The 18,976-nt window shown below is 66.6% G+C and carries 30 protein-coding genes; 27 read left to right on the top strand and 3 right to left on the bottom strand.

Translation table 11 applies throughout. From position 1 onward, the window contains the following. Nucleotides 1-15: 15 nt before the first annotated feature. From ABT158_RS48625 to ABT158_RS48525, 21 genes are all read left to right on the top strand, one after another. The gene (locus ABT158_RS48625; protein WP_352365869.1) at nt 16-342 is read left to right on the top strand and encodes a hypothetical protein; all 327 of its coding nucleotides are present in this window, start codon (nt 16-18) and stop codon (nt 340-342) included. Beyond that, a complete protein-coding gene (locus tag ABT158_RS48620) occupies nt 339-890 on the top strand; it encodes a hypothetical protein (RefSeq protein ID WP_352365868.1) in 552 nt (183 codons plus the stop codon). The genes ABT158_RS48625 and ABT158_RS48620 overlap by 4 nt, the downstream gene beginning before the upstream one ends. Then, a complete protein-coding gene (locus ABT158_RS48615) occupies nt 887-2,035 on the top strand; it encodes a hypothetical protein (RefSeq protein WP_352365866.1) in 1,149 nt (382 codons plus the stop codon). The genes ABT158_RS48620 and ABT158_RS48615 overlap by 4 nt, the downstream gene beginning before the upstream one ends. Then, nucleotides 2,032-2,451: a hypothetical protein gene (locus tag ABT158_RS48610; protein WP_352365864.1), complete on the top strand. Its 420-nt coding sequence runs from the start codon at nt 2,032-2,034 to the stop codon at nt 2,449-2,451. The genes ABT158_RS48615 and ABT158_RS48610 overlap by 4 nt, the downstream gene beginning before the upstream one ends. Nucleotides 2,452-2,528: 77 nt before the next feature. Then, nucleotides 2,529-2,735 (top strand): hypothetical protein, encoded by a 207-nt coding sequence (locus ABT158_RS48605; RefSeq protein ID WP_352365862.1) that lies wholly within the window; start codon nt 2,529-2,531, stop codon nt 2,733-2,735. Between the two features lie 328 nt (nt 2,736-3,063). Continuing rightward, a complete protein-coding gene (locus tag ABT158_RS48600; RefSeq protein WP_352365860.1) occupies nt 3,064-3,252 on the top strand; it encodes a hypothetical protein in 189 nt (62 codons plus the stop codon). An 830-nt stretch (nt 3,253-4,082) separates the two neighbouring features. Then, nucleotides 4,083-4,307, top strand: coding sequence for a hypothetical protein (locus ABT158_RS48595; protein WP_352365858.1), 225 nt, complete (start codon nt 4,083-4,085; stop codon nt 4,305-4,307). After that, nucleotides 4,304-4,585, top strand: coding sequence for a hypothetical protein (locus tag ABT158_RS48590; RefSeq protein ID WP_352365857.1), 282 nt, complete (start codon nt 4,304-4,306; stop codon nt 4,583-4,585). The genes ABT158_RS48595 and ABT158_RS48590 overlap by 4 nt, the downstream gene beginning before the upstream one ends. A 181-nt stretch (nt 4,586-4,766) precedes the next feature. Continuing rightward, a complete protein-coding gene (locus tag ABT158_RS48585) occupies nt 4,767-4,961 on the top strand; it encodes a hypothetical protein (protein ID WP_352365855.1) in 195 nt (64 codons plus the stop codon). Continuing rightward, a complete protein-coding gene (locus ABT158_RS48580; protein WP_352365853.1) occupies nt 4,958-5,248 on the top strand; it encodes a hypothetical protein in 291 nt (96 codons plus the stop codon). Before ABT158_RS48585 ends, ABT158_RS48580 begins: the two co-directional genes overlap by 4 nt. A gap of 1,024 nt (nt 5,249-6,272) precedes the next feature. Next, nucleotides 6,273-6,542 carry a hypothetical protein gene (locus ABT158_RS48575; RefSeq protein WP_352365851.1) on the top strand — a complete coding sequence of 90 codons (270 nt, stop codon included), beginning with the start codon at nt 6,273-6,275 and terminating at the stop codon, nt 6,540-6,542. Between the two features lie 54 nt (nt 6,543-6,596). Next, the gene (locus tag ABT158_RS48570; RefSeq protein WP_352365849.1) at nt 6,597-7,154 is read left to right on the top strand and encodes a hypothetical protein; all 558 of its coding nucleotides are present in this window, start codon (nt 6,597-6,599) and stop codon (nt 7,152-7,154) included. A 61-nt stretch (nt 7,155-7,215) separates the two neighbouring features. Next, nucleotides 7,216-7,641: a hypothetical protein gene (locus tag ABT158_RS48565; protein WP_352365848.1), complete on the top strand. Its 426-nt coding sequence runs from the start codon at nt 7,216-7,218 to the stop codon at nt 7,639-7,641. A gap of 57 nt (nt 7,642-7,698) precedes the next feature. After that, nucleotides 7,699-8,037: a hypothetical protein gene (locus ABT158_RS48560; protein WP_352365846.1), complete on the top strand. Its 339-nt coding sequence runs from the start codon at nt 7,699-7,701 to the stop codon at nt 8,035-8,037. A gap of 54 nt (nt 8,038-8,091) precedes the next feature. Next, nucleotides 8,092-8,445: a hypothetical protein gene (locus ABT158_RS48555; RefSeq protein WP_352365844.1), complete on the top strand. Its 354-nt coding sequence runs from the start codon at nt 8,092-8,094 to the stop codon at nt 8,443-8,445. Between the two features lie 374 nt (nt 8,446-8,819). After that, nucleotides 8,820-9,005, top strand: a complete 186-nt coding sequence (locus ABT158_RS48550; RefSeq protein WP_352365842.1) for a hypothetical protein — start codon at nt 8,820-8,822, stop codon at nt 9,003-9,005. A gap of 60 nt (nt 9,006-9,065) precedes the next feature. After that, nucleotides 9,066-9,305 (top strand): helix-turn-helix domain-containing protein, encoded by a 240-nt coding sequence (locus ABT158_RS48545; RefSeq protein WP_352365841.1) that lies wholly within the window; start codon nt 9,066-9,068, stop codon nt 9,303-9,305. Nucleotides 9,306-9,412: 107 nt separating this feature from the next. Next, nucleotides 9,413-10,096 carry a hypothetical protein gene (locus tag ABT158_RS48540; RefSeq protein ID WP_352365839.1) on the top strand — a complete coding sequence of 228 codons (684 nt, stop codon included), beginning with the start codon at nt 9,413-9,415 and terminating at the stop codon, nt 10,094-10,096. A gap of 59 nt (nt 10,097-10,155) precedes the next feature. After that, the gene (locus ABT158_RS48535; RefSeq protein WP_352365838.1) at nt 10,156-10,734 is read left to right on the top strand and encodes a response regulator transcription factor; all 579 of its coding nucleotides are present in this window, start codon (nt 10,156-10,158) and stop codon (nt 10,732-10,734) included. Between the two features lie 165 nt (nt 10,735-10,899). Next, complete coding sequence (locus ABT158_RS48530) at nt 10,900-11,193, top strand: hypothetical protein (protein WP_352365836.1); 294 nt, start codon at nt 10,900-10,902, stop codon at nt 11,191-11,193. Further along, nucleotides 11,190-12,155, top strand: a complete 966-nt coding sequence (locus ABT158_RS48525) for a tyrosine-type recombinase/integrase (RefSeq protein WP_352365834.1) — start codon at nt 11,190-11,192, stop codon at nt 12,153-12,155. The genes ABT158_RS48530 and ABT158_RS48525 overlap by 4 nt, the downstream gene beginning before the upstream one ends. A 95-nt stretch (nt 12,156-12,250) precedes the next feature. Here the strand turns inward: ABT158_RS48525 and ABT158_RS48520 are convergent, their stop codons facing one another. After that, complete coding sequence (locus ABT158_RS48520; protein ID WP_352365833.1) at nt 12,251-12,691, bottom strand: hypothetical protein; 441 nt, start codon at nt 12,689-12,691, stop codon at nt 12,251-12,253. Beyond that, nucleotides 12,688-13,254 carry a hypothetical protein gene (locus tag ABT158_RS48515; RefSeq protein WP_352365831.1) on the bottom strand — a complete coding sequence of 189 codons (567 nt, stop codon included), beginning with the start codon at nt 13,252-13,254 and terminating at the stop codon, nt 12,688-12,690. The genes ABT158_RS48520 and ABT158_RS48515 overlap by 4 nt, the downstream gene beginning before the upstream one ends. A 465-nt stretch (nt 13,255-13,719) precedes the next feature. Between ABT158_RS48515 and ABT158_RS48510 the strand changes: the two genes are divergently transcribed. The 4 genes from ABT158_RS48510 to ABT158_RS48495 all read left to right on the top strand — a co-directional run bounded on the left by ABT158_RS48510 (nt 13,720) and on the right by ABT158_RS48495 (nt 17,428). Continuing rightward, the gene (locus ABT158_RS48510; RefSeq protein ID WP_352365829.1) at nt 13,720-13,899 is read left to right on the top strand and encodes a hypothetical protein; all 180 of its coding nucleotides are present in this window, start codon (nt 13,720-13,722) and stop codon (nt 13,897-13,899) included. A gap of 2 nt (nt 13,900-13,901) precedes the next feature. Further along, complete coding sequence (locus ABT158_RS48505) at nt 13,902-14,930, top strand: hypothetical protein (RefSeq protein WP_352365828.1); 1,029 nt, start codon at nt 13,902-13,904, stop codon at nt 14,928-14,930. Next, the gene (locus ABT158_RS48500) at nt 14,930-15,541 is read left to right on the top strand and encodes a ParB N-terminal domain-containing protein (protein WP_352365826.1); all 612 of its coding nucleotides are present in this window, start codon (nt 14,930-14,932) and stop codon (nt 15,539-15,541) included. Before ABT158_RS48505 ends, ABT158_RS48500 begins: the two co-directional genes overlap by 1 nt. Nucleotides 15,542-16,330: 789 nt before the next feature. Continuing rightward, nucleotides 16,331-17,428, top strand: coding sequence for a GNAT family N-acetyltransferase (locus ABT158_RS48495; protein WP_352365824.1), 1,098 nt, complete (start codon nt 16,331-16,333; stop codon nt 17,426-17,428). Here the strand turns inward: ABT158_RS48495 and ABT158_RS48490 are convergent. After that, complete coding sequence (locus tag ABT158_RS48490; protein WP_352365822.1) at nt 17,415-17,948, bottom strand: ASCH domain-containing protein; 534 nt, start codon at nt 17,946-17,948, stop codon at nt 17,415-17,417. The genes ABT158_RS48495 and ABT158_RS48490 overlap by 14 nt on opposite strands. 139 nt (nt 17,949-18,087) lie before the next feature. Between ABT158_RS48490 and ABT158_RS48485 the strand changes: the two genes are divergently transcribed. After that, nucleotides 18,088-18,516: a hypothetical protein gene (locus ABT158_RS48485; protein ID WP_352365820.1), complete on the top strand. Its 429-nt coding sequence runs from the start codon at nt 18,088-18,090 to the stop codon at nt 18,514-18,516. Continuing rightward, on the top strand, nt 18,513-18,884 hold the full coding sequence (locus ABT158_RS48480) for a hypothetical protein (RefSeq protein WP_352365818.1): 372 nt from the start codon (nt 18,513-18,515) through the stop codon (nt 18,882-18,884). The genes ABT158_RS48485 and ABT158_RS48480 overlap by 4 nt, the downstream gene beginning before the upstream one ends. Nucleotides 18,885-18,976: the final 92 nt, after the last annotated feature.

Below are 18,976 nucleotides of genomic sequence, written 5' to 3'. Positions count from 1 at the left end.
AGGCGAGAGCGCCGCATGGCGACGGCGAAGGTGGCGCTCGGCACGGTCACGTCGATCGCCGCGATCGCAGGACTGCTGTACGCCGTCTCCGAGGAGGAGGTTGTCGCCGACTGCGTGATGGTCACGGCCGAGACCGACGGGACGTACCGGATCATGGATGACACCTACTGTGACAGCCACGCCGCGTACGTGCGGTGGGTGTACGGCGGCACCAGGACCGGCGTGTACGTGCGTGGCGGCACCGCTGTGCGCCCGTCCGGCAACGTGTCGATCACATCTCGGTCGGGCCGGGTCATATCCCGGGGCGGGTTTGGTGGGCGCGGCACCGGAGGTGGCGGATGACCGGCGCCCGGCCGACGCTGACCACGGCGCACCAGCAGGAGCTCGAAGCCATCTTGGAGCGGATCCTTGGTGACTACCCCATCAGCTCGGACGTGGTGAAGCACGTCATGGCGAACTTCGCCGCTGACGTCCACCGCTGGGCCGACCAGGAAGACCCGCTGACGATCGTCTACACCGGGTCGCGGCTCGCCGACCGGGCCAAGGTGCGCGCCGACCTGTCCGGCCTGTACGACCGGTTCGGCGGCTTCCGCATCCTCATCGGCTACGACCGGGACAAGGACCGGCCGTCCGGCGGCGACCGGTACGCCTATGAGTGGGCGGCGGCCGTTCCCGATGTGACGGTCGAGCTCCATCCCGCGCCGTGGCACATCCCGGAGCTGGCGAGAGCTGCCGGGCCGGCTCGTAACGGCTACATGGTCGGCCTGGTCCAGGGCCGGGGAGGCCGGTACGGCATGCTCGCGCACCTCTTCGACGGCTCGACAGGGTCCGCGGGTGCTGCCGCTTTCGCCCGGCACGTCGGCGTGGCGGTATGGCGGAGGCCCGCGTGAGCCGCCGCCGGGACATGGAGAAGATGGTCCGCCGCGAGGCGGAGGCGTACGGCTTCCTCGTGAGGAAGGTGGCCAGCGGGTGGGAGGTCACCAACCCCGCCACCAAGCGGTCGCAGTCCGTGCCGGACCGAGCGGTCGGGTCTGACCTCCTGAACGCACGCTCCCGCATTCGGCAGCTCGCCACGTGCACCCCCATGCAGGCCGCGGTCACCGACGCCGGCCAGGACGAGCGGCGAGGGGGAGACGACTGGCCGGTGCAGGGGCTGGTCGCCGCTGCTTACCGGTCCGGCGTGAGGATTGACGTCGTCGGTGGGCGCCTCGTCCTGGCGGCCAGTCTGGACAACCAGTCGTACGTGGATGTGCTGCGCAGGCGGGAGAACGAGGTCCTGGCCTTCCTCCTGGGCGAGCTCGCCCACCCCAGCCAGCCCGAACCCTCCCCCCTTCCTGAAACACCGCAAGGAGCTGACCAGGTAATGCCCAAGATCGGCGATGTCGCCCGGATCGAGGGGGCGTCGCGCAAGGAAGACCTCGCCGTCGACGCCAGAGCGCTGTACGACCTGCTGCGCGAGGAAGCCGCCAAGCAGGGCGACGAGACCGAGACGAATGCCCGCGTCGAAGGGGTGCTGTGGACGGGCACGCTCACGTCGGTGATGCGCAGCGTGGGAGCCGACTGGGATCCGGTCTACCAGGAGGAGGTGTCCCGGTACCTGCGCGACACCCAGCACATCAAGTGTCAGCGGCGCGGCAACCCCTCGCTCTGGTGGATCCGCGACACCTGGCACGACGGCAACCTGACCGTGACGCGTAAGCCGACGCCCGCCGATGTGCCCGCGCGCAAGGCCCCCACGTCCGCCCCTGTGCCCGCGCCGCCTCCGGGGCACCCACCGGCCGATGAGTACGCGCAGCTCATGAAGCTGCTGGAGACCGGGCGGACGGCGGCCGCCACGATCGATCGGTTGCAGGCCGAGGTTGCCGGCCTGCGGCGCGAGGTCGAGGAGAAGAACGCGATGTTCCTGTCGGTGCGGTCGGAGCTGCGCGCTGATGTCGAGGCGCTGCGGGCCGAGAACCGGCGGCTGAAGGAGGAGCTGGCGAAGTTGGAGCCGTTCAAGCAGTTCATCAGGGCAGTGAAGGAGACAGATCTGTGAAGCAGCTCGCCTGGTACTACACAGCGGGGGAGTGGATCGAGGGTGAAGACCTGGTCGCGGCCCAGGCCCGGCCGGACGAGGAAGAAGGGAAGCTACTGTCGCGGCTTGGCTACGAGCCGAGACAGCAGATCGGAAGCTGGGAGTCGGTGTCTCCGGCGATCGGGGTGTGGTTCAGGCGGGAGAAGGTGCCCCGCCATGTTCTGACCCTGTCGGGCGGCGATGGGTACGAGCGGGTGTTCGTGGACCGGCTACCAGACGTGTGGGATCTTTTGGCCAGGTGGGCGCCGGTGGTACGGGACGCCGCGACCGTGCGTCTGCTGGAGGACCTTACCGACGTCCAGCGCCGCCCGTACGGCATCGTCGAGATGATCGCCCGGCGTGCAGCTGGTGCAGTCCAGCCGTGGAGCAGCTCGTGACGCCCATAAGTGCTAGCGAAATCGCTGGCGCACGATCGAGCGGTGAGGCCGCGTGCGGGGCCCGCCCGGTGCCGGGCTTGAAGTGGACGGAGTGCGGCGGGGACCAGGCGGCCGTCTACGCGGCGATGTGCGTCCACGGGCACGTCCGGCAGGGCCGCCTGTGCGAGGTGCACCTGCAGCACGCCCGCGACGGCCAGGTGGTGGTGTGCCTCCCGTGCATGCGGGAGGGGCTCAACTGCCGGCTGGTCGGGGTCGCCGCGGTGGATGTCGCGGGGGAGGTGTAGCGGTGGCGTGCGACGTGCGCACGTGGGGGCCGGACGGTCCTGCGTGCGGGGAGCCGATGGTGCGCCGGTTCATCATGACGTGCGCGCACCGGCATCTGGAGGCCGACGAGTACTGCCACCACCACGTGCATGATCTCGCCAGGGGAGGCGGGCTGTGGTGCTCGCCATGCGGCCGGCGCGGTCACCTGTGCCGGTCGTGGCCTATCGCGGAGATCGACCAGGCGGGGAACCGGCGCGAACTGCCGGGGTCCCGATGACGGGCCCGTCGGAGGCCGGCTGCCGAGCTCGGCGTAGCCCTCATGGGGAGGCGTGCGGCGGCGAGGTGGTGGTGCGCCTGGTCGTCGGGTGCATCCATGAGCATGTGCTGCTTGCCGCCGCGTGCCAGTACCACGTCCAGGACGTGGCCGAGCGGCGGGGCGCGTGCGTGCGGTGCTTCGACGTCGACGGGCATCGCTGTCTCGTGGCCGCGCTGGGTGAGCTGGGCGAGGACGGGAGGTTGGTGGTTCTGCGTGGATAGGCGCGGGTCGTACCGTGATCAGCATCATGCCCTTCCCTCAGGGCGCGGTTCGAGCGTGTCGAGGGGAGCGGGGTGGCTGGCAAGCCGATCTACTGGACATGGATTGCCGTCGTACGGCGAGCCGAGTTGGGGTTCGGTGAGGGGAAGAAGCGGATCAACTCGGCAACCGTGCAGCATGTTGCGCTGGTCGCCGCCACGTACGGCAATCCGGACGGAACGAGGGTTCGGCCGTCGGCAGAGAGGCTGGCCCGGGTGACGCGATTGAGTGAGCGGACGGTGCGGCTGAGCTTGGGGCGGTTACGCGACGTTGGGCTGCTCGTGCGGGTAGTTCAGGGGTCGTCGCAGGGTCGTCGCGCGTTGGCGGACGAGTACCGGCTCGCGATCCCTGACGACCTGTTGGAGCGGGTATCGATGCTCGACCCAGGCGAGCGAGATCTGACCGTCCCGGAGGGGGTGGAGCCGCCACCACCGAAGCGGACCAGGCGGCCGCGATCACCGGATGCTGCCCCCGGTGATGGGCCTGTGGATAACCCTTGATCAGGTGATGCAGCATCCGGTGTTCCGGGGCGTACCGGCGAGTAATCACCGGATGCTGCTACCGGATCACCGGATGCTGCTACCAAGATCACCGGATGCAGCATCCGCCCACCTACCAAGCACCTCCCCACTACCTACCAATGACGCGCATGACCCTCCGTACGGCGCTGAGGTGGAAGGGGGAGAATCGAGCCCGCCACCACCAAGATCAACACTTGGATGATCCCCCTCCAAGAGGCCGAACCACCACCACCCCATAAGAGCTAGCGAAACGGCCAGCAGAAAGGATCCGCATGGCCGCCGACCCTGACATCGAAGCCACCTGGAAAACCATGCGCGCCGCACTCCGCGCCATCCTCCAACCCCACATCCAAGCCGCACTCCTCGAAGACGACGTCACCGCCATCGCCGACTGGCTCAACGCCAACGGCTGGAAGCCCCCACTCCGCAAACTCGACCCGATCATCGCCGCCGGCCGCGCCGCCCGCGACCACGCCGCCCGCAAGGAACCACAGTGACCCACGACCTGCGCGAACTCCACGCCCACATACGGACCCAGCTCACCCCCATGCTGACGCAACTCAGCGCCGCAGCCGAACAGCTCGGCGCCGCGTTCCACAAGCTCGGCCCCGCCCTCCACGCAACCCTCCTCATCAACGACACCTGGCACACCATCAGCCCCCGCCAGCGACGCGCCCACCTCAAGGAGCTCGACCAGCGCGCCCGCGCCCGGCGCAACACCCGCTGGCCCCGAGCCACCCACACGAAGATCACCTACCACCGGAAACGCCGATGACCCACCACCCCCAACCCCACCGCTGGCGAGGCGTCACCCCCACCAACATGTGGATCGACGAAACCACCCACCTCACCGACACCGACTGGCGACGCCTCACCCAACACCTCACCCGCGCACTACGCCGCACCACCTGGCCGGCAGCCAGCCGCGTCAAGACCCGCTACCGAACGAGACGACGATGACCGCCCGCACCTCCACCGAGATCACCTGCAACACCAGCCGATGCATGGCCGCCATCCGCGTCCACGCCACCGACCCCGAACTCGCCCGCAGCCAAGCAGCCGACGCCGGATGGAGCAGCCAGGACGACCTCGACTACTGCCACCCCTGCACCAACATCCGCGCCGCCGACACCCCAGAAGGCCCGAAGTGAGCGCCATCCCCACCATCACCCTCATCTGCAACCACCACGACTGCTACACCCACGCCGTCCTCATCGGCGCAACCGACCCAAGCGACGCAAGGCGCGAAGCCGCCTCCCGCGGCTGGACCAGCTACCACCACCAGGCGCCCGGCCACGAACACGACCACTGCCCCGACCACTCCCAGCCGCCCAAGCCACCCCAGAAGCGCAAACGGCTCCGCGACCGCATCCGCAACCTCGCGCCCCGGCTGTCGATGCCGCCCGTGCCCGCGCTCAGCACCACGACTCGCCCTTGACCGATTTCGTACTTACCATCCGATTCTGTAGCAGCTAGCGAGAAAGCTAGCTGATGACGCAACCCGCACACCCCTCTGTACGCGTCTGTAGATCACCACAGAGACGCGACAGGGGGGTTTTGCGTGTCCACATACCAAAAGGTCGAGAAAGAGCGCTCAGCGACCACTACAGAGCTTCGCTCGAACGTGAAGATCACCAACAAACCAGACACCGACGTACGACATACGACAACGCCAGGCCACAACATCCGGCGGACTGATCATCAGTATCACTGATGATTTGATTGAAGACTTTTAGCCTCGCTAATCGATGCTGCGATCCGGGGCGGGTGCGGGTCCCTGGGGGTGGGGTGACGTGATCGGGGAGGGTGCGAGGTGCGCTCTGAGGGTGCTCCGAGACGCGTCTACGGACCCTCATGAAAACAGAGAGCGTTACAGCTTCCGAGCGTGTTACAGGTCATTTCATGTGCTCTGACCTGAGAGTTCATCACCGTTATCTCACTGTTACATAATTAGTCGTAACGACCTTGCGCTGACTCCCGAAGAACTCGACGTGAGCAACCAACCAACACGCACCGTCGCAGCAGCAGCGGGGGCCATCGTCCCCGCCGCGCTGCTGCTCTGTGCGCTCACAGCGCCCGCTAAGGGCAGTCCAGTCACCCCCGACCCCACCCCCACGGGCGCGGTCACGACCATCACGCAGGAGGTCACCACCACAGCAACCGCAACGACCACAGCGACCGTGACGACCACAGCAAGCCCGGAACGCACGCCCACGACTACGGCCACCGTCACCACGACGGCCACGACTACGGCCACGGTCACGGTCACGGTCACGGCGAGCGCATCGGCAGCGCCTACGGTCACGCTCACAGTCGCGCCCACGGCCACGGTCACCGCACCGCCGACCCCATCGGCGGCAGCGCTACCCACCCCGACCGTGCCCGTAAGCGCGTCAAGCACGCGCCGCAAGCCTGCCGAACCGCCGGTACAGATGCCGTCAGTCGCAGGAGACGACCCCGGCATGGCGTCCGCGTTCAATGCGCTAGCGAGCCAGCTAGCCGCACAGAGCACGGCCACCACCGGCATGCCCACGGGCATGGCAGTGGGAGGGGGCGGCGCGGGAGCGCTCGCCCTGGCCATCATCGGCGCGCTTATCTACATGGTTCGGCGCAACCGGAAGGCGCGTAAGCAGCGCCAGCCGGAAGCCCCGCCCGTCAGTAAGCCCGCCCCCGTCAAGTCGTCGCAGACCAGCGACGACACGACCGCTATCGATCAGCCCGAATCCGAGTAACCAACAGGGCCGCCCGCAACGGGCGGGCGGCCCGCCATCACAGGAAGAATGATCATGGAATTCAAGCTCAGCCCCACCGCGATCCTGGACAAGATCCTCACCGTCATCGACGCCGACCCCCGCCAGAAGGGCAGCGGCGGCACCTGGGACCGCGACGTCCGGCGGGCGGGTCTGCCCGTCATCGCGTCGCACGTCATCGCGGGCACCTTCACCCTCGGCAAGGGGCAGTTGGACTACGCCGACGACATGATCCCCTGCCCAGAGGACATGGAGGCGGACGTGATCGACCGCCGCGACGGCAACAAGCCGAAGATCTTCCGATCCACGATCGGCATGCTCGCGCTCGGGGGTCTCAAGGCTGACGACCCGCTGGCCGCCGCCCCCGCGCCGACCGCCGACAAGCTCAAGGAGATGCGCGCGGAGATCGCCCGCGCCGAAGAGGTCATGAACCTTCGGACTCGGGTGGCCGAGCTGGAAAGGATCAACGCCGACCAGCAGGCGGAGATCACCCGGCTCACGGAGGAGCTGAGCGCCGCCAAGACCGCGCCCAGCGACCCCAAGCCCGCCCCCAAGGCACCCGCCAAGTCCGCTAGCGAAAACGCTGGCAAGTAGCCGCACGGTCGCGTCCCCGCCTACCCACGGGGGCGCGACCCCCAACCGGAACGGAGCAACCATGATCAACCCGCAAGAAGTGGTGAGCCTCGCCGAGTCGGCAACCCGCGCGGTAAACCGCGTGCTGGTCGCCGCCAAGCACGCGCCCGTGGACGTGCGGTTCCCGATCAGGGATGGCCGCCCGGACACAGTGGCGGACACGCGCGCTCTCAACATCACCGGCACGGCCGTCTACCAGATGCAGGACGGCTACCGGCGCAACATGGCCGTAAGCGCATGGTGCCTGTACCTGGAAGTGCTCAAGCAGGTCGCCCGCGAGGACATGGCCAACGCCTACCTCATGCACGTTCATGCGCTGGCTCTGCTGGAGCACGCCAACGTGCTGGAGGCACACAACCTGGTCAACGCGGTGTCACACGCCGCGCAGCAAGGGCTTACCGCCGCCACACACCAGCCGCCCGCGCGCGGCGCTCACCACCGCCGTTAACCCCTCCCTGCCCGCTGGCACTACCCGCCAGCGGGCACCCTCCCCGAACGGAGCAACATGAGCAGGCTCACCGCCCGCCAGGTCGCCGACCGCGCGATCGCCGCCTACCTGGGTACGCTCACCGCCGTCGGCATCACCCCGCCGAACGTGCGCGCCGCCCAGTACGCCGGGAACATCCGGCTTCTCCGCATCGGCGAGCAGGCGGCGGGCAACGCCGCATACCGACTCGCCGACGGCAATGCCCGCACCGCCGCCGTCACCGCCGTGGCGGTGTGGGGCGAGTTCGTCCACCTGTGGGAGCACAACGCCAGCCTCCGGGACCTTCACACGCTCGCCGAAGCGCTGGCCGACGTGAACGACCGCGCCAACTGGACCACCGCCGCCGCAACGGCCTAACCCCCCTGCCGCGCGGCCTACCCCGCCGCGCGGCACCTACCGAACGGAGCAACCATGAACGCCAGCCCTGGCCGCCATGACATGATCACCGACGCGCAAGACGCCCTGGTCGCGATCCTCCGCCACGACGACGTGCCGACCGATCTCGTCGGCGCGCCGCCCGCCGCGTGGTACGAGCACAGCCGCTCTGTCCTTCTGACCGCGCTTGCCATCCCCGACACGCACGCCCGCGACGTGGCCGTGGCGGCGCTGGCCGTGTTCGGCGAGTTCATCGGCATGTGCGAGGACCCCGAGACGCCGCCCTCGGAGATCGCCGGGATTGTCGGCACGCTGGCTCGCTTCGCCGTCCGCCGCGAGGGAATCGCGCAGCAGCGCGCCGTCCAACGCGTGAAGCGCTACGCCGACTAGCAGCCGCCAACCGGAAGCCGCGCGGTCATTGGCCGCGCGGCTTTCGCGTGTCGGCGAGCCCCCACCCTCCGGCAGCCGGCCTGACGGCCGCCTGGAGTTGGTGTCGGGTTTTTGGTTCATGCTGGTGGTGTGTGGGTGGATCTTGTGGGCGCGGCTGCGCGGTGTGGGGTGTCGGTGGGGTCGGTTCGGCGGTGGGTGGGGGAGGGGTGGTTTCGTCCGGACGCGGCTGGGCCGACGACGATGTTGCTGGGTGATGGCCGGCGGGTGGTGCGTGTTGATCGGTTGTTGCAGGTGGAGCGGGAGGTGCGAGCTCGGCGGTGCAATCGGGGTGCGCGGCCGGTGGGGAAGAGGGCGCGGTAGGTGCTGATCGTCAGGTGGGTGATGACGAGGGTGAGTGCGATGAGGCCGCCGAGGGCGATGATGAGCAGCATGAGCTGGTCGATGGTTTCGCGGGTGGCCTGAACAGCGGAGGGCATGTGGGTCCCTTCCAGGTTCTGGAAGGGACGGCGTTGGCCCTTGGTGTTTGGTGCTGTGTCATCCAGTCTGCCACGCTCGGATGACGGGTGGGGGTGGTTGCGTTGGCCTCGCGTCTTGGGGGACGCTGCGGGGGAGGGGGTGTTGTGGTGGCGGATGTGGGTGGCGAGCTGTCGGTGCAGCAGGCGGCGGACATGTTGAACGTGTCGCCAGCGTTCGTGGTGAAGCTATTGGAGGAGGGCGCGATCCCTGCCTGGGTGGATGGCGGTGAGTGGCGGGTAGCGCGGACGGACGTGGAGGAGTTCCGGCGCCGGGATGATGTGGAGCGGCGTGCTGCTGCGGACGAGCTGGGCCGGCTAGGTCAGGAGTTGGACGCCTCTGAGTAACGTGGCAGAGCTGGATCGGAGAACGCCTGCGAGGCGGCGTGCTCGCGCGTAGGGTCTGTGCTCTGCGGGGAAGTTGTCAGCGATTCGTGTGATGTGACGGGTGGAGCATGTCTGCCAAGAAGCGTGCGCCGAAGGATGCTCCCTCTGAAGGTGGGCAGATTGAGCCCACGGTTGAAGAGGTGTCTTCCTCGAAGCACGCCGTCGTGGTGGCAGCGATTACGGCTGCAAGCGGGATCGCGGTGGCTGGCATTACTGCTCTGGCAACGGTCCTTAGCAGCGGTAGTGCATCGCCGACCGTCACTCCGAGTGGGGACGGCCCGGCTGGCAGCGTCTCCGCGTCCTCTGCCGTGGGGCGCGGCCTCATGGATGAGGTCAAACCTGATGCTTCGAGACGAGATTTCTCCCCTGACCTAAGCATCACGTCTGTGACCGTAGAGCCGATCAACCAGCCGAAGGGTGAGGTCCGCTACACACTCAAGGGGACAGTCCGGACCACCGATCGCTTCGTGTTTAGCCACATCCTGCATGGCTGCCTCGCGACCGTTGCCGTGATTGCTGGCGAGCGGGTCTCGCCTCCGGCGCAGATGAGCGAACGCATGTCCGCAGTAACGGCTCAGGAGTATGTAGCAGATTGGACGATCACGTGGGATCGCCCAGAGGCTGAGAAGAAGCGCACCATTCGCGTGGTCCTACTCTACGACTGTCAGCACAACAGTGACCCAAGCCCCAACCCCTTGGATGGCGTGAGTAGTAGGTCTGACGATGTCGAGCTGCCCCGGACTGGCGGATGAGTTAGTGGCCATGCGGCGTTGCCTCGTAACACTGGGGCGCTGACCTGCGATTCTCTGTCATGTCGGGTTTCGAGCTGGTGGCGTCTCTCGTGGGATCTCTCGCCTGGCCAGTGGCTGTGGTGGTCGCCGTGTGGGCGTTGCGCCGCCCGCTGGCCGCGGCAATCGGTCGGGTGAAGCATCTGGAGGCCGCGGGCGTGGCCGTCGAGTTGGCGGAGGCTGAACTGGCTGAGGTGGAACAGGCTCGGGAGGGAGTCGAGGCCGAGCTGGCGGAGCCGCCGGACAAGGTTGAGGTGGATGAACTGGTGAAGCGCGCCGCCGAGCTGGGATGGAGCCTCGGGCGGATCGCGCCAGACGCTAAGCCCGATGTGGTGGTGGATAGGTCCGGGGAGAAGCCTGTGGTGCGTTCGCCACTGGAGGATCTTCTGCGTGGTTCTCTGTCCGAAGATTCATCGCTCTCCACTTTGGAGCGGCAGGTGTTGCATTCTCTCGGGCTGTTCGGCACTGATGAGGCGGCGGCAGAGGCGCTGGGGATCAGTGTGAGGACCTATCGGGGCGCCGTGGCGAATGTGATGCAGCGGCTAGGTGCTAGGACTCGGTTTCAGGCGGCCTTGCTTGCTAGGGAGCGGGGCTTGCTGTGATCAAACACCGTTCGGTATGCGCACGTATCGAAGCCAGGATCAAGGATCATGCGGATAGTGCTGTGTGGTCGGGGCGTAGTTCATGATCTCTCTCAACCCCTCATAATCCACGTTATGGGGGTATAGCATGATCGCTGCTACATCCCCCCGAGAGAGCAACCGATCATGAGCGACCCTCACGGTCTACCCCCACAGGCAGATGCGTTTCTTCGGCCTCCCACTCTTGAAGCACCTGCATCCCGCGACGACCTCTATGAGGTTGCCGTCCTGGTAAAACACAAGGACGGCAGGCGGGACTGGACCATCGTCTGCGCATTGCCCATGCGCCAGCCCGCCGAACTCTTGGCCAAGTCACATCTCATGCGCGTCGACGTTCAGGTCGAGGCTGTGCAGATCCGGTACAGGGGAGTGATCGTTGCCGATTACCGCCCCGAAGACTTCTTCGGAGACGCGCCGTGACGGTCGAGCTGGTCCCGCGCCCCAGCAGCGAGGTGGCGTTCCCGCCCAACCTGCTCGGCTACGTCCAGGACCTGACGAAGGCGTGGCTCCTCAGCTACAACTCCGCGAACACCCGCGCCGCCTATAGGCGCGACATCGAGATGTGGTTCGACTTCCTCACCGAACACGGCCTCGACGTCGCCGAGGTGCGGCGCCCGCACGGCGACGTCTACAAGCGGTGGCTCGACCTGCAAGCTCACAAGCCCCTGCCAGCGAAGACGCTCGCGCGGCGGCTCGCCACCGTGTCGTCCTGGTACCGCTACCTGGTCGAAGAGGAGGCAGCCGACTTCAACCCGTTCGACAGAGTGAAGCGCCCGAAGGTCGACCGGCAGCACTCCGAGACGGTCGGCCTCACCCGCGCCGAGGCCCGCGACGTACTCCACGCGGCCGACAACGACCACGGCCGGGAACGCCTGCGCACCGCGGCGCTGATCCGGCTGCTCCTGCAGACCGGCATCCGGGAGACCGAGGCCCTGGCCGCCCAGATCGACGACCTCGGGTACGAGCGCGGCCACCGCACCTTGCGCATCGTCGGCAAGGGCGACAAGCCGAAGACGCGCAAGGTCCCGCCGGCGGCGGCGCACGCGATCGACGTGTACCTGGCCGACCGCGCCGAGCGGGCCGGGGTGGCGGTGGCGGCGCTGACCGGCCCGCTCTTCGCGTCGGCCACGGGGCGGCGGCTCGACCGTAAGGACGTGTACGAGCTGGTCCGGCGTGTCGGCCGTCAGGCCGGGATCGAGGACGTGCACCCGCACAAGCTGCGGCACACCTTCGCGACGCTCGCCGAGGAGGCGGGCGTCAGCGTGAAGAAGATCCAGGAGGCGCTAGATCACGCCCAGTCCTCGACCACGGACATCTACCTGACGGCCGCCCGGCGGCTAGAGGACGACCCATCCGACCTAGTCGCCGCCGCGATTGAGTAACCGAAGCGCTCTGCGCCCTAACGACAACGTGCCACCGGAGAGCCCAATCCGACCCGGCCCTCACTAGTCAGGCCCCTAAGCCATCCATGAGTCTTTCACACTAGTGGGGGAACATCAGATTGGGCCGAGGTTGGCGCCATTGGTGAGGGAAGCGTAATGGCGCGTCGCATCTCTCGAATATCAGCAGCAGCAGATCGACCGAGTACAAAGATCTTGACTAGTGCGATCACCCCGGGCCCGGAAAACGCGGCTGCGAGCCATGGTTGATCATTTAAGCCAAGGAGTGCAGCAGTGCCCAGCATGCCCAGAGCTACAATGAGCCCAGCCACCATGCCGACCATGTATTTTATCATGGCTCGACGCTCTCTGGACGCCTTATCTTGAAGCTGCAGAATAGCCATTCGATACTCATGCTCGCGAGCAAGCTGTGGCTCAAGACCTTTAAGGGCGGAGCGCAGATGATCTGGCGGCAGCTTTGACCATTGCAACGCAATTTCGAGCCCGGTTAGAGGCTTTTCATCTCCCGACGGCTTCATTCTGCCATCCCTCCGCCTCCGCCAGACAGCAACGGTTCAGAGTCTGCTCCAAGAGATTCTGGAGGCGGTCCCAACCTTCGGAATAGGTCATCAAGGCCTTGCGCCACTGCGATGGCTGCAGCGCGCATCTCTTCGCGCTCGGTGGCCTGGATGAGATCGATGGTGGGCTCCGCCTGGTCGGAGTCACTCGTCGTCAGGGCGTCCCGGTACGCCTCAGGGAGCTCTGATATCTCAAATTCGTCGAGCCTTCTTCCCGTCCAGCTTTCGCGGAGGATCTGTTCGGCGGGAATATTTTGTAGCTGCTCTAGAGCGGTTTGCATATCGCGTAATTGCTTGCGAAACGCTTTCAACGCTCGAGATTTCGGCGTAAGGGCGATGCTTTCTCTAAGACTCCTCCATGTGAGGGCTATGCGGGTTCTGAAACCATCTCCAATGCGGTGACCTCCAATACGGTGAGCCTTTCCGTTGCTGTCGATTGCGAACAGCTTTCTGCCGCGAGTTTCGAAACGAAACTCGATGAAATCCTCGTGCGTTGACTCTTCTGGCGACTCGTCCTCTTCCATGAGATCTCCTGAGCTGCTCAGGCAACGGGCAAATCTTATCTCCACGTACGCCATCTGTCCCGGCAAACAACGATTCGCGGCACGATCGAGCCACTGTGTGACGATGCGCCCTTGCCCGGCTTGACAACCGCGTGTACCCTCATGATCAATCTGGAAGTCGTGTCGGTACGCACCGGTTTGCGACCGCCTGCGAGGTTCAGGGGAACCGCTGAGAGCGTCCCTCCCGCACGAACACCACCTCACCGACACGTAGGGATACCCCGAGCGGTCACCCCCTAAGAATCAAGATCACGAGCTAGGCCCTGGATACTCCCCGGTCCAGGGCCTTTCGCATGCCCTCAACCAGCACAGGAGCCCTCCGCATGAGCGCCGCGACGACTACGAGACGTTCCAACGGGGCCGCACCCCCGCGCTCCTCGGCAGACCGGCAGGGACGGCCACGTCGCGCACGTCGGCTCCCGTGTCATGTCCGACGACGTCTTCCCCGCCGTGATCGTGCGCACGTCCGGCACCGCCCACGCCAACCTCCAGGTCCACCTGGACGGCAACGACACCTACTGGGTCACCAGCCGGAGCGGGGCGACCAGCCCGGCACTTGGCACTGGCCGCCCCGCGCCTGACACCTCTCACCCCTCGGAGACCTGATCATGTGGTGGCACTCAATCGACTACCTCAAGCGGGACGGCCGCCAGCGCGGCATGCTCGTCCACCGCGGGTTCTGGGCGCACCAGGTGCCCCGCCTCATGGTCTGGTGCCGGCTCCGTGGTCACAAGCCGGTGGTCGACGGGTACGGGCCGACGCCGCCCGGCACCGACGCGGCCCGGTGGGTGGTGTGTGACCGGTGCGGTGTCCGCCCTGACCCGCAAGGCAACCTGCCTGTGAAGCACTTCGACGTCGGACAGCCCTACAGCGGCAAGGTGTACACGCCCGAGTTCACCCAGGCCATGCAGGTTCTCGGCTCGACAACGTGGGGGCCCGGCCCGTGGCCCGACCGGCCAGCCGGCACTCTCGGCGGCGAGCTCGTCGTCGGCAAGACGTTCGGCGTCTTCTCCGCCCAGCTCACGATGGGCGCGGCCGGGGCCGATCACCCCGTGTCCGGGCACCTGCGGATGTGGCCGCTCGGCGCGCTCTACCTCCACACCGAGGCGTTCGGCACGTGGCTACAGCGCCGCCTCGTCCCCGAGGGCTACGAGTCCCGCGTCATCAACGTGTCGATCGGCGAGTGGGCGATCCGCTGGAAGTGGTGGGCGCGCGAGAACCACTGGTCACGTGACGACCCGTGGTGGATGCACGGCTCCATCAGCCTCGACCTGGTCCAGGCGCTGTTCGGTCCGAAGAGGTACAGCTTCGAGACAGTTGAGGGGCCGGTGCTCGGCTGGATCAAGATGCCCGAAGGCGACTCCCATCAGGTGCAGCTCACCCTCCAGCGGCAACGCCTCGGCCGCCCCAGGCTCAAGCGCGCCAAGTGGGCTTGGACCGTGGAATGGGAGACCCCGAATGGCGGCATCCCCACCAAGGCGGACGGCCGGAACCGGATCACCGGATCGGCCGTGAGCATCATCGACGAAGCCGTCGAAACCCACACCTGGGACGTGCTCGCGTGCGCGCTCATCGCCCGCCAGCTCAGCGACGAGCGAGCCCAGTACGGCTACCGCGCACAGAACACGGAGGGCTGATGCGCCGCATCGAGCACATGCGCCTGCACGCGATCCCGCGCGCGGTCCGCAACCCCAAGGAGCACGACCTCCCGGCCATCCGCCGCTCGATCGAGGAGTTCGGCTGCGTCATCGCCGGCGAGCTGGACGAGCGGACAGGGCGGCTCGTCGTCGGCCACGGCCGCCTCCAGGTCCTGGAGGAGATGGCCGCCGAGCAGGAGTCCCCGCCCGAGGGCGTCCTAGTCGACGACGACGGGACGTGGCTGCCGCCGATCGTGCGCGGCTGGTCGAGCCGCAGCGACGCGGACGCCGAGGCGTACCTGATCGCGAACAACCGCACCACCGAGAAAGGTGGTTGGGAAGAGCGGATGCTCGCCGAGGTCCTGGCCGACGTCCGCGACGCCGACCCGGACCTGCTCTCGGCGACCGGCTATACCGCCGACGACCTGACCCGGATGGCTGCGGCCGACGACCACCGGCCTGAGGAGGAGCTGCCCGAGCCAGGTGACGCCGACGAGGACGTCCGGCCAGAGGTGTGGGGCATCATCGTCACCTGCGACAATGAGGAAGAGCAGACCCGCCTCCTGGAGCGCCTGGCCGACGAAGGGTGGCAGGTCCGCGCCCTCATGTAGACCAGAACCACCTCTGCTGGGCTTGGCACTGACCGCTTCCCAGGCATGAGGGGGCAGCCCCTGCCGTTATACGTCGTAGTACGTGGCGCTCTGGTCGTAGATAGGCCGGAAGGGCGCGACATCCTCCCGTATCACTACACGGGTAGTTATTTTCGCGCCCCCAAAGATCGTTTCGGTAGCAAGGACATAGTGGTTGTTAACATTGATGTTTGAGCACCCGGTGAGGTCGTAATATATTGGCGACCCGTCATTGAAGGTGGCATATCCGCTGCCCCTGCATCCGTTTCCTGTCCACCCCTTGGCGATGATGTAGATATCCGAGGCGGCGAATATGCCGCTTTTGCTCGCGCAGAGCCGGATAGTCCAACCATTCTCCGACTTGTCGGTGCATCCGCCGGCTGCTTGGGCGGGAGTTGCCGCTCCGAACAGCACGGATGCGCCCAAAAGGAGAGCGCCGATGATTGCGCCTGCGCGGCGGATGAGACTGGCGCCTCGCGTAGGCCAACCCGTGGCGCTCCGCACCTCTCCCGAATTCTTGGTACTGCGATGACTTGAGCCCTTATTGGCCATAGCCCGCTCCCTTCGTTGACCGCGTTCCGAGGTGCCTGCGTAGCCGCAGGACCACCTAGCTCATATCTATATTCGGCGTCAGGGAAAGACAACTGGTTCTTTTCATCCACGAAGCGTCAGAGCTGTGGTGTTTTTGAGGGACAGGCATCACATCCATAGAGAGGCAGTGTCAGTTGCCTACACAGGTGCGTAGCCGCACTCGTCCTCTAAAGGGACAGCATGCGAGCTGAGATCACGTTGTCGACACTCGTAACGTCCAGCGCGCGGGTGCTCCAGTTGCAGGGCCTATTCGACGTGCCCGTCACCGAGAAGCTGACCAGCTCGTGGAGCGTCAACCTGCCGATCGAGGAGCGGGCGTGGAATGTGGGCCTGCTCGTCGGTCCGAGCGGGGCGGGCAAGTCCACGATCGCCCGGCAGCTCTGGCCGGGCGCGCTCGTCGGCACCCAAGAGTGGAGTGATCGGGCGCTCGTGGACGACTTCCCGACCGGCATGTCCATCAAGGACGTTGTTGGGCTGCTCGGCGCGGTCGGCCTGAACTCGCCGCCGGCCTGGCTCAGGCCTTACGCCACCCTCAGCAATGGGGAGGCGTTCCGGGCCGGGCTCGCGCGAGCTCTGGCCGAGCATGAGGGCCTGGTCGTGATAGACGAGTTCACCAGCGTGGTGGACCGGCAGGTCGCGCGGATCGCGTCGCACGCTGTGCAGAAGGCGGTCCGCCGCCGTAAGCGCCAACTCGTGGCGGTGACGTGCCACTACGACGTGCTGGAGTGGCTGCAGCCGGACTGGACGTATGACGTGGCCAGCGCCGAGTTCGCCTGGAGGTCGGTTCAACCCCGGCCAGAAGTCCGACTCTCGATTCACCAGGCGGACCGCTCCCTCTGGCGAGTGTTTAGCCGCCATCACTATCTGACCGCTGACCTGCACCCGGCCGCACAGTGCTTCGCCGGATACGTGGACGGCGAATTAGCCGCGTTCACTAGCTACCGGCATTTCCAGCACCCGCGCACGCGGAATTTGAAAATGGCGCATCGCACTGTTGTGCTGCCGGACTATCAGGGATTGTCGCTCGGTGGCCGGATGACGGAATGGATGGGGCAATACCTGTATGAACGCGGCTATCGGATGCGCGCCGTCTCCTCCCACCCGGCGCTGAACGCCTACCGGGCCCGGAGCCCGCGCTGGCGCATGCAGCGCCAGGACCGCAAGCTGGGCACCTCCAGCACGCACGCCTGGATGCATGAACAGTCCCTGGACCCGCGCAGGCTCGGCGTGATCTCTTTCGAGTACGTGCCTCCCGCCGCCCAGCTCACGTCACGTTGAGCGCGGCCATCAGGGCCGCCGCCGGATCTACCCGGAGCCGGAAGGGCGATCCGAGGTCATCCGGCTCCGCGTCCCTGACCCGCGACAACGCAGCACGGGACGCATCGGTCTCGGAAAAACCCCGCTGCCAGTCGGCCGGCGGATCGAACAGCCGCCCCTGCTGGCCCCGCACCTCCAGCAGGCGCACGGCCGGGCTCGGCTCGGAAATCTGCCAGTGCTGGCGGAACGGCCGGGCCCACGGGCTGCCGCTGTCGCGCACGATCTCGCCCAGCACGACCGACCCGAGCATCACCCCGCGGTGCAACGTCCCTACGACGTCCAGCCCGAGGGCGTCCACCCTTTGCATGCCGACCGGGTCGATTTTTCGCGCGGCGTGAATCAACAGTTTCCCCTGATAAGCGGTCGTCCATGACCGATTCTCGACGTCCTTAAACTGCCGATTTCCATTCTCGTCAACGTATCCGTACACGACGAGGGCGGCCCACGGTTGCTGAATGGTGATCATTTTGACGTGCTGCATTTCCGCAGATTAACCCATTGATCGCGACCACGGATTGTGTCCGTGGTCACAATTCACATATTCGGGGGTTCCCCTCATGGCCCGTCCTACTAAGGCCCGAGCGGTCGCAATCGCTGAACGGCGCACCAAGGCCGTCCAGATGAGACTGGCAGGCGTCCAGTACAAGACGATCGCCGACAAGCTCGGCTACAGCAGCCAGGCCGCCGCCTCGAAAGATGTCACGCGCGCTCTCCAACTGGCTTCCCGCGCCCAGCAGGAGTCCAGCGAGCAGCTCCTGCAGATCGAAATCGACCGGCTCGACCGGATGATGGCCGCCCTGTGGACCTCCGCGTGCGGCGGCGACGTCAAGGCCGTCGAAGCCGTCGAGCGGCTGATCGCCCGACGGTGCACCCTGCTCGGCCTCGACCTCCTCAACCGCAACGGCGCCGAGAACAGCGACGTCGCCTCGCTGCTGGGCAACCTGTTCGCGCAGATCCAGGCCACCAACGGCCAAGCCGCGCTTCCGTCCGCCGCCATCGTGGACGCCGAGGAGGTGGAGGTGGTGGAAGCGGTCGAGGTCATCAGGTGACCGCTCCCGTCTCCCTGTCGGCCAAGCAGGCCCGCTCCATCGCCGAGGCGACCGCCCGCATCAACATCTGGAGCGGCGCAGTCAGATCCGGCAAGACCATCGCCAGCCTCTTGCGCTGGCTGATGTACGTCGCGACAGCACCACGCGGCGGCTCCCTGGTCGTGGTCGGGAAAACGAATGACACCGTGGCACGGAATGTGTTCGAGCCGTTGATGGACCCCGCGCTCACCGGACCCGTCTCGCGGCGGATCTTCTACAACCGCGGTGCCCCCACCGCCAACGTGCTCGGCCGGCGGATCGAGATCGTCTCGGCGAACGACATCCGCGCTGAGTCACGACTCAGGGGAATGACCTGTGCCGGAGCCTGAATCGTCCCGGGTTCGGTGGAGACTTGATCTCTTGAGAGGATCGAGTCCATGCCAGGTAAGTCTCCCTATCCCGCCGAGCTGCGCCGTCGAGC

Origin of the sequence: Nonomuraea sp. NPDC001636, from assembly GCF_040298265.1 — a bacterium.
Taxonomy (GTDB): Bacteria; Actinomycetota; Actinomycetes; order Streptosporangiales; family Streptosporangiaceae; genus Nonomuraea.
This window is presented reverse-complemented; position numbering and strand designations above follow the sequence as displayed.

What these genes read in the sequence shown, in the direction of transcription:
- ABT158_RS48495 (WP_352365824.1), top strand. Translation starts at nt 16,331, where the DNA reads ATGCGAGCTGAGATCACGTTGTCGACACTCGTAACGTCCAGCGCGCGG.
- ABT158_RS48515 (WP_352365831.1), bottom strand. Translation starts at nt 13,254, where the DNA reads ATGGAAGAGGACGAGTCGCCAGAAGAGTCAACGCACGAGGATTTCATC.
- ABT158_RS48570 (WP_352365849.1), top strand. Translation starts at nt 6,597, where the DNA reads ATGGAATTCAAGCTCAGCCCCACCGCGATCCTGGACAAGATCCTCACC.
- ABT158_RS48530 (WP_352365836.1), top strand. Translation starts at nt 10,900, where the DNA reads ATGAGCGACCCTCACGGTCTACCCCCACAGGCAGATGCGTTTCTTCGG.
- ABT158_RS48585 (WP_352365855.1), top strand. Translation starts at nt 4,767, where the DNA reads ATGACCGCCCGCACCTCCACCGAGATCACCTGCAACACCAGCCGATGC.
- ABT158_RS48485 (WP_352365820.1), top strand. Translation starts at nt 18,088, where the DNA reads ATGAGACTGGCAGGCGTCCAGTACAAGACGATCGCCGACAAGCTCGGC.
- ABT158_RS48575 (WP_352365851.1), top strand. Translation starts at nt 6,273, where the DNA reads ATGGCGTCCGCGTTCAATGCGCTAGCGAGCCAGCTAGCCGCACAGAGC.
- ABT158_RS48505 (WP_352365828.1), top strand. Translation starts at nt 13,902, where the DNA reads ATGTGGTGGCACTCAATCGACTACCTCAAGCGGGACGGCCGCCAGCGC.
- ABT158_RS48540 (WP_352365839.1), top strand. Translation starts at nt 9,413, where the DNA reads ATGTCTGCCAAGAAGCGTGCGCCGAAGGATGCTCCCTCTGAAGGTGGG.
- ABT158_RS48555 (WP_352365844.1), top strand. Translation starts at nt 8,092, where the DNA reads ATGAACGCCAGCCCTGGCCGCCATGACATGATCACCGACGCGCAAGAC.
- ABT158_RS48535 (WP_352365838.1), top strand. Translation starts at nt 10,156, where the DNA reads ATGTCGGGTTTCGAGCTGGTGGCGTCTCTCGTGGGATCTCTCGCCTGG.
- ABT158_RS48560 (WP_352365846.1), top strand. Translation starts at nt 7,699, where the DNA reads ATGAGCAGGCTCACCGCCCGCCAGGTCGCCGACCGCGCGATCGCCGCC.
- ABT158_RS48510 (WP_352365829.1), top strand. Translation starts at nt 13,720, where the DNA reads ATGTCCGACGACGTCTTCCCCGCCGTGATCGTGCGCACGTCCGGCACC.
- ABT158_RS48565 (WP_352365848.1), top strand. Translation starts at nt 7,216, where the DNA reads ATGATCAACCCGCAAGAAGTGGTGAGCCTCGCCGAGTCGGCAACCCGC.
- ABT158_RS48500 (WP_352365826.1), top strand. Translation starts at nt 14,930, where the DNA reads ATGCGCCGCATCGAGCACATGCGCCTGCACGCGATCCCGCGCGCGGTC.
- ABT158_RS48620 (WP_352365868.1), top strand. Translation starts at nt 339, where the DNA reads ATGACCGGCGCCCGGCCGACGCTGACCACGGCGCACCAGCAGGAGCTC.
- ABT158_RS48625 (WP_352365869.1), top strand. Translation starts at nt 16, where the DNA reads ATGGCGACGGCGAAGGTGGCGCTCGGCACGGTCACGTCGATCGCCGCG.
- ABT158_RS48490 (WP_352365822.1), bottom strand. Translation starts at nt 17,948, where the DNA reads ATGCAGCACGTCAAAATGATCACCATTCAGCAACCGTGGGCCGCCCTC.
- ABT158_RS48520 (WP_352365833.1), bottom strand. Translation starts at nt 12,691, where the DNA reads ATGAAGCCGTCGGGAGATGAAAAGCCTCTAACCGGGCTCGAAATTGCG.
- ABT158_RS48595 (WP_352365858.1), top strand. Translation starts at nt 4,083, where the DNA reads ATGGCCGCCGACCCTGACATCGAAGCCACCTGGAAAACCATGCGCGCC.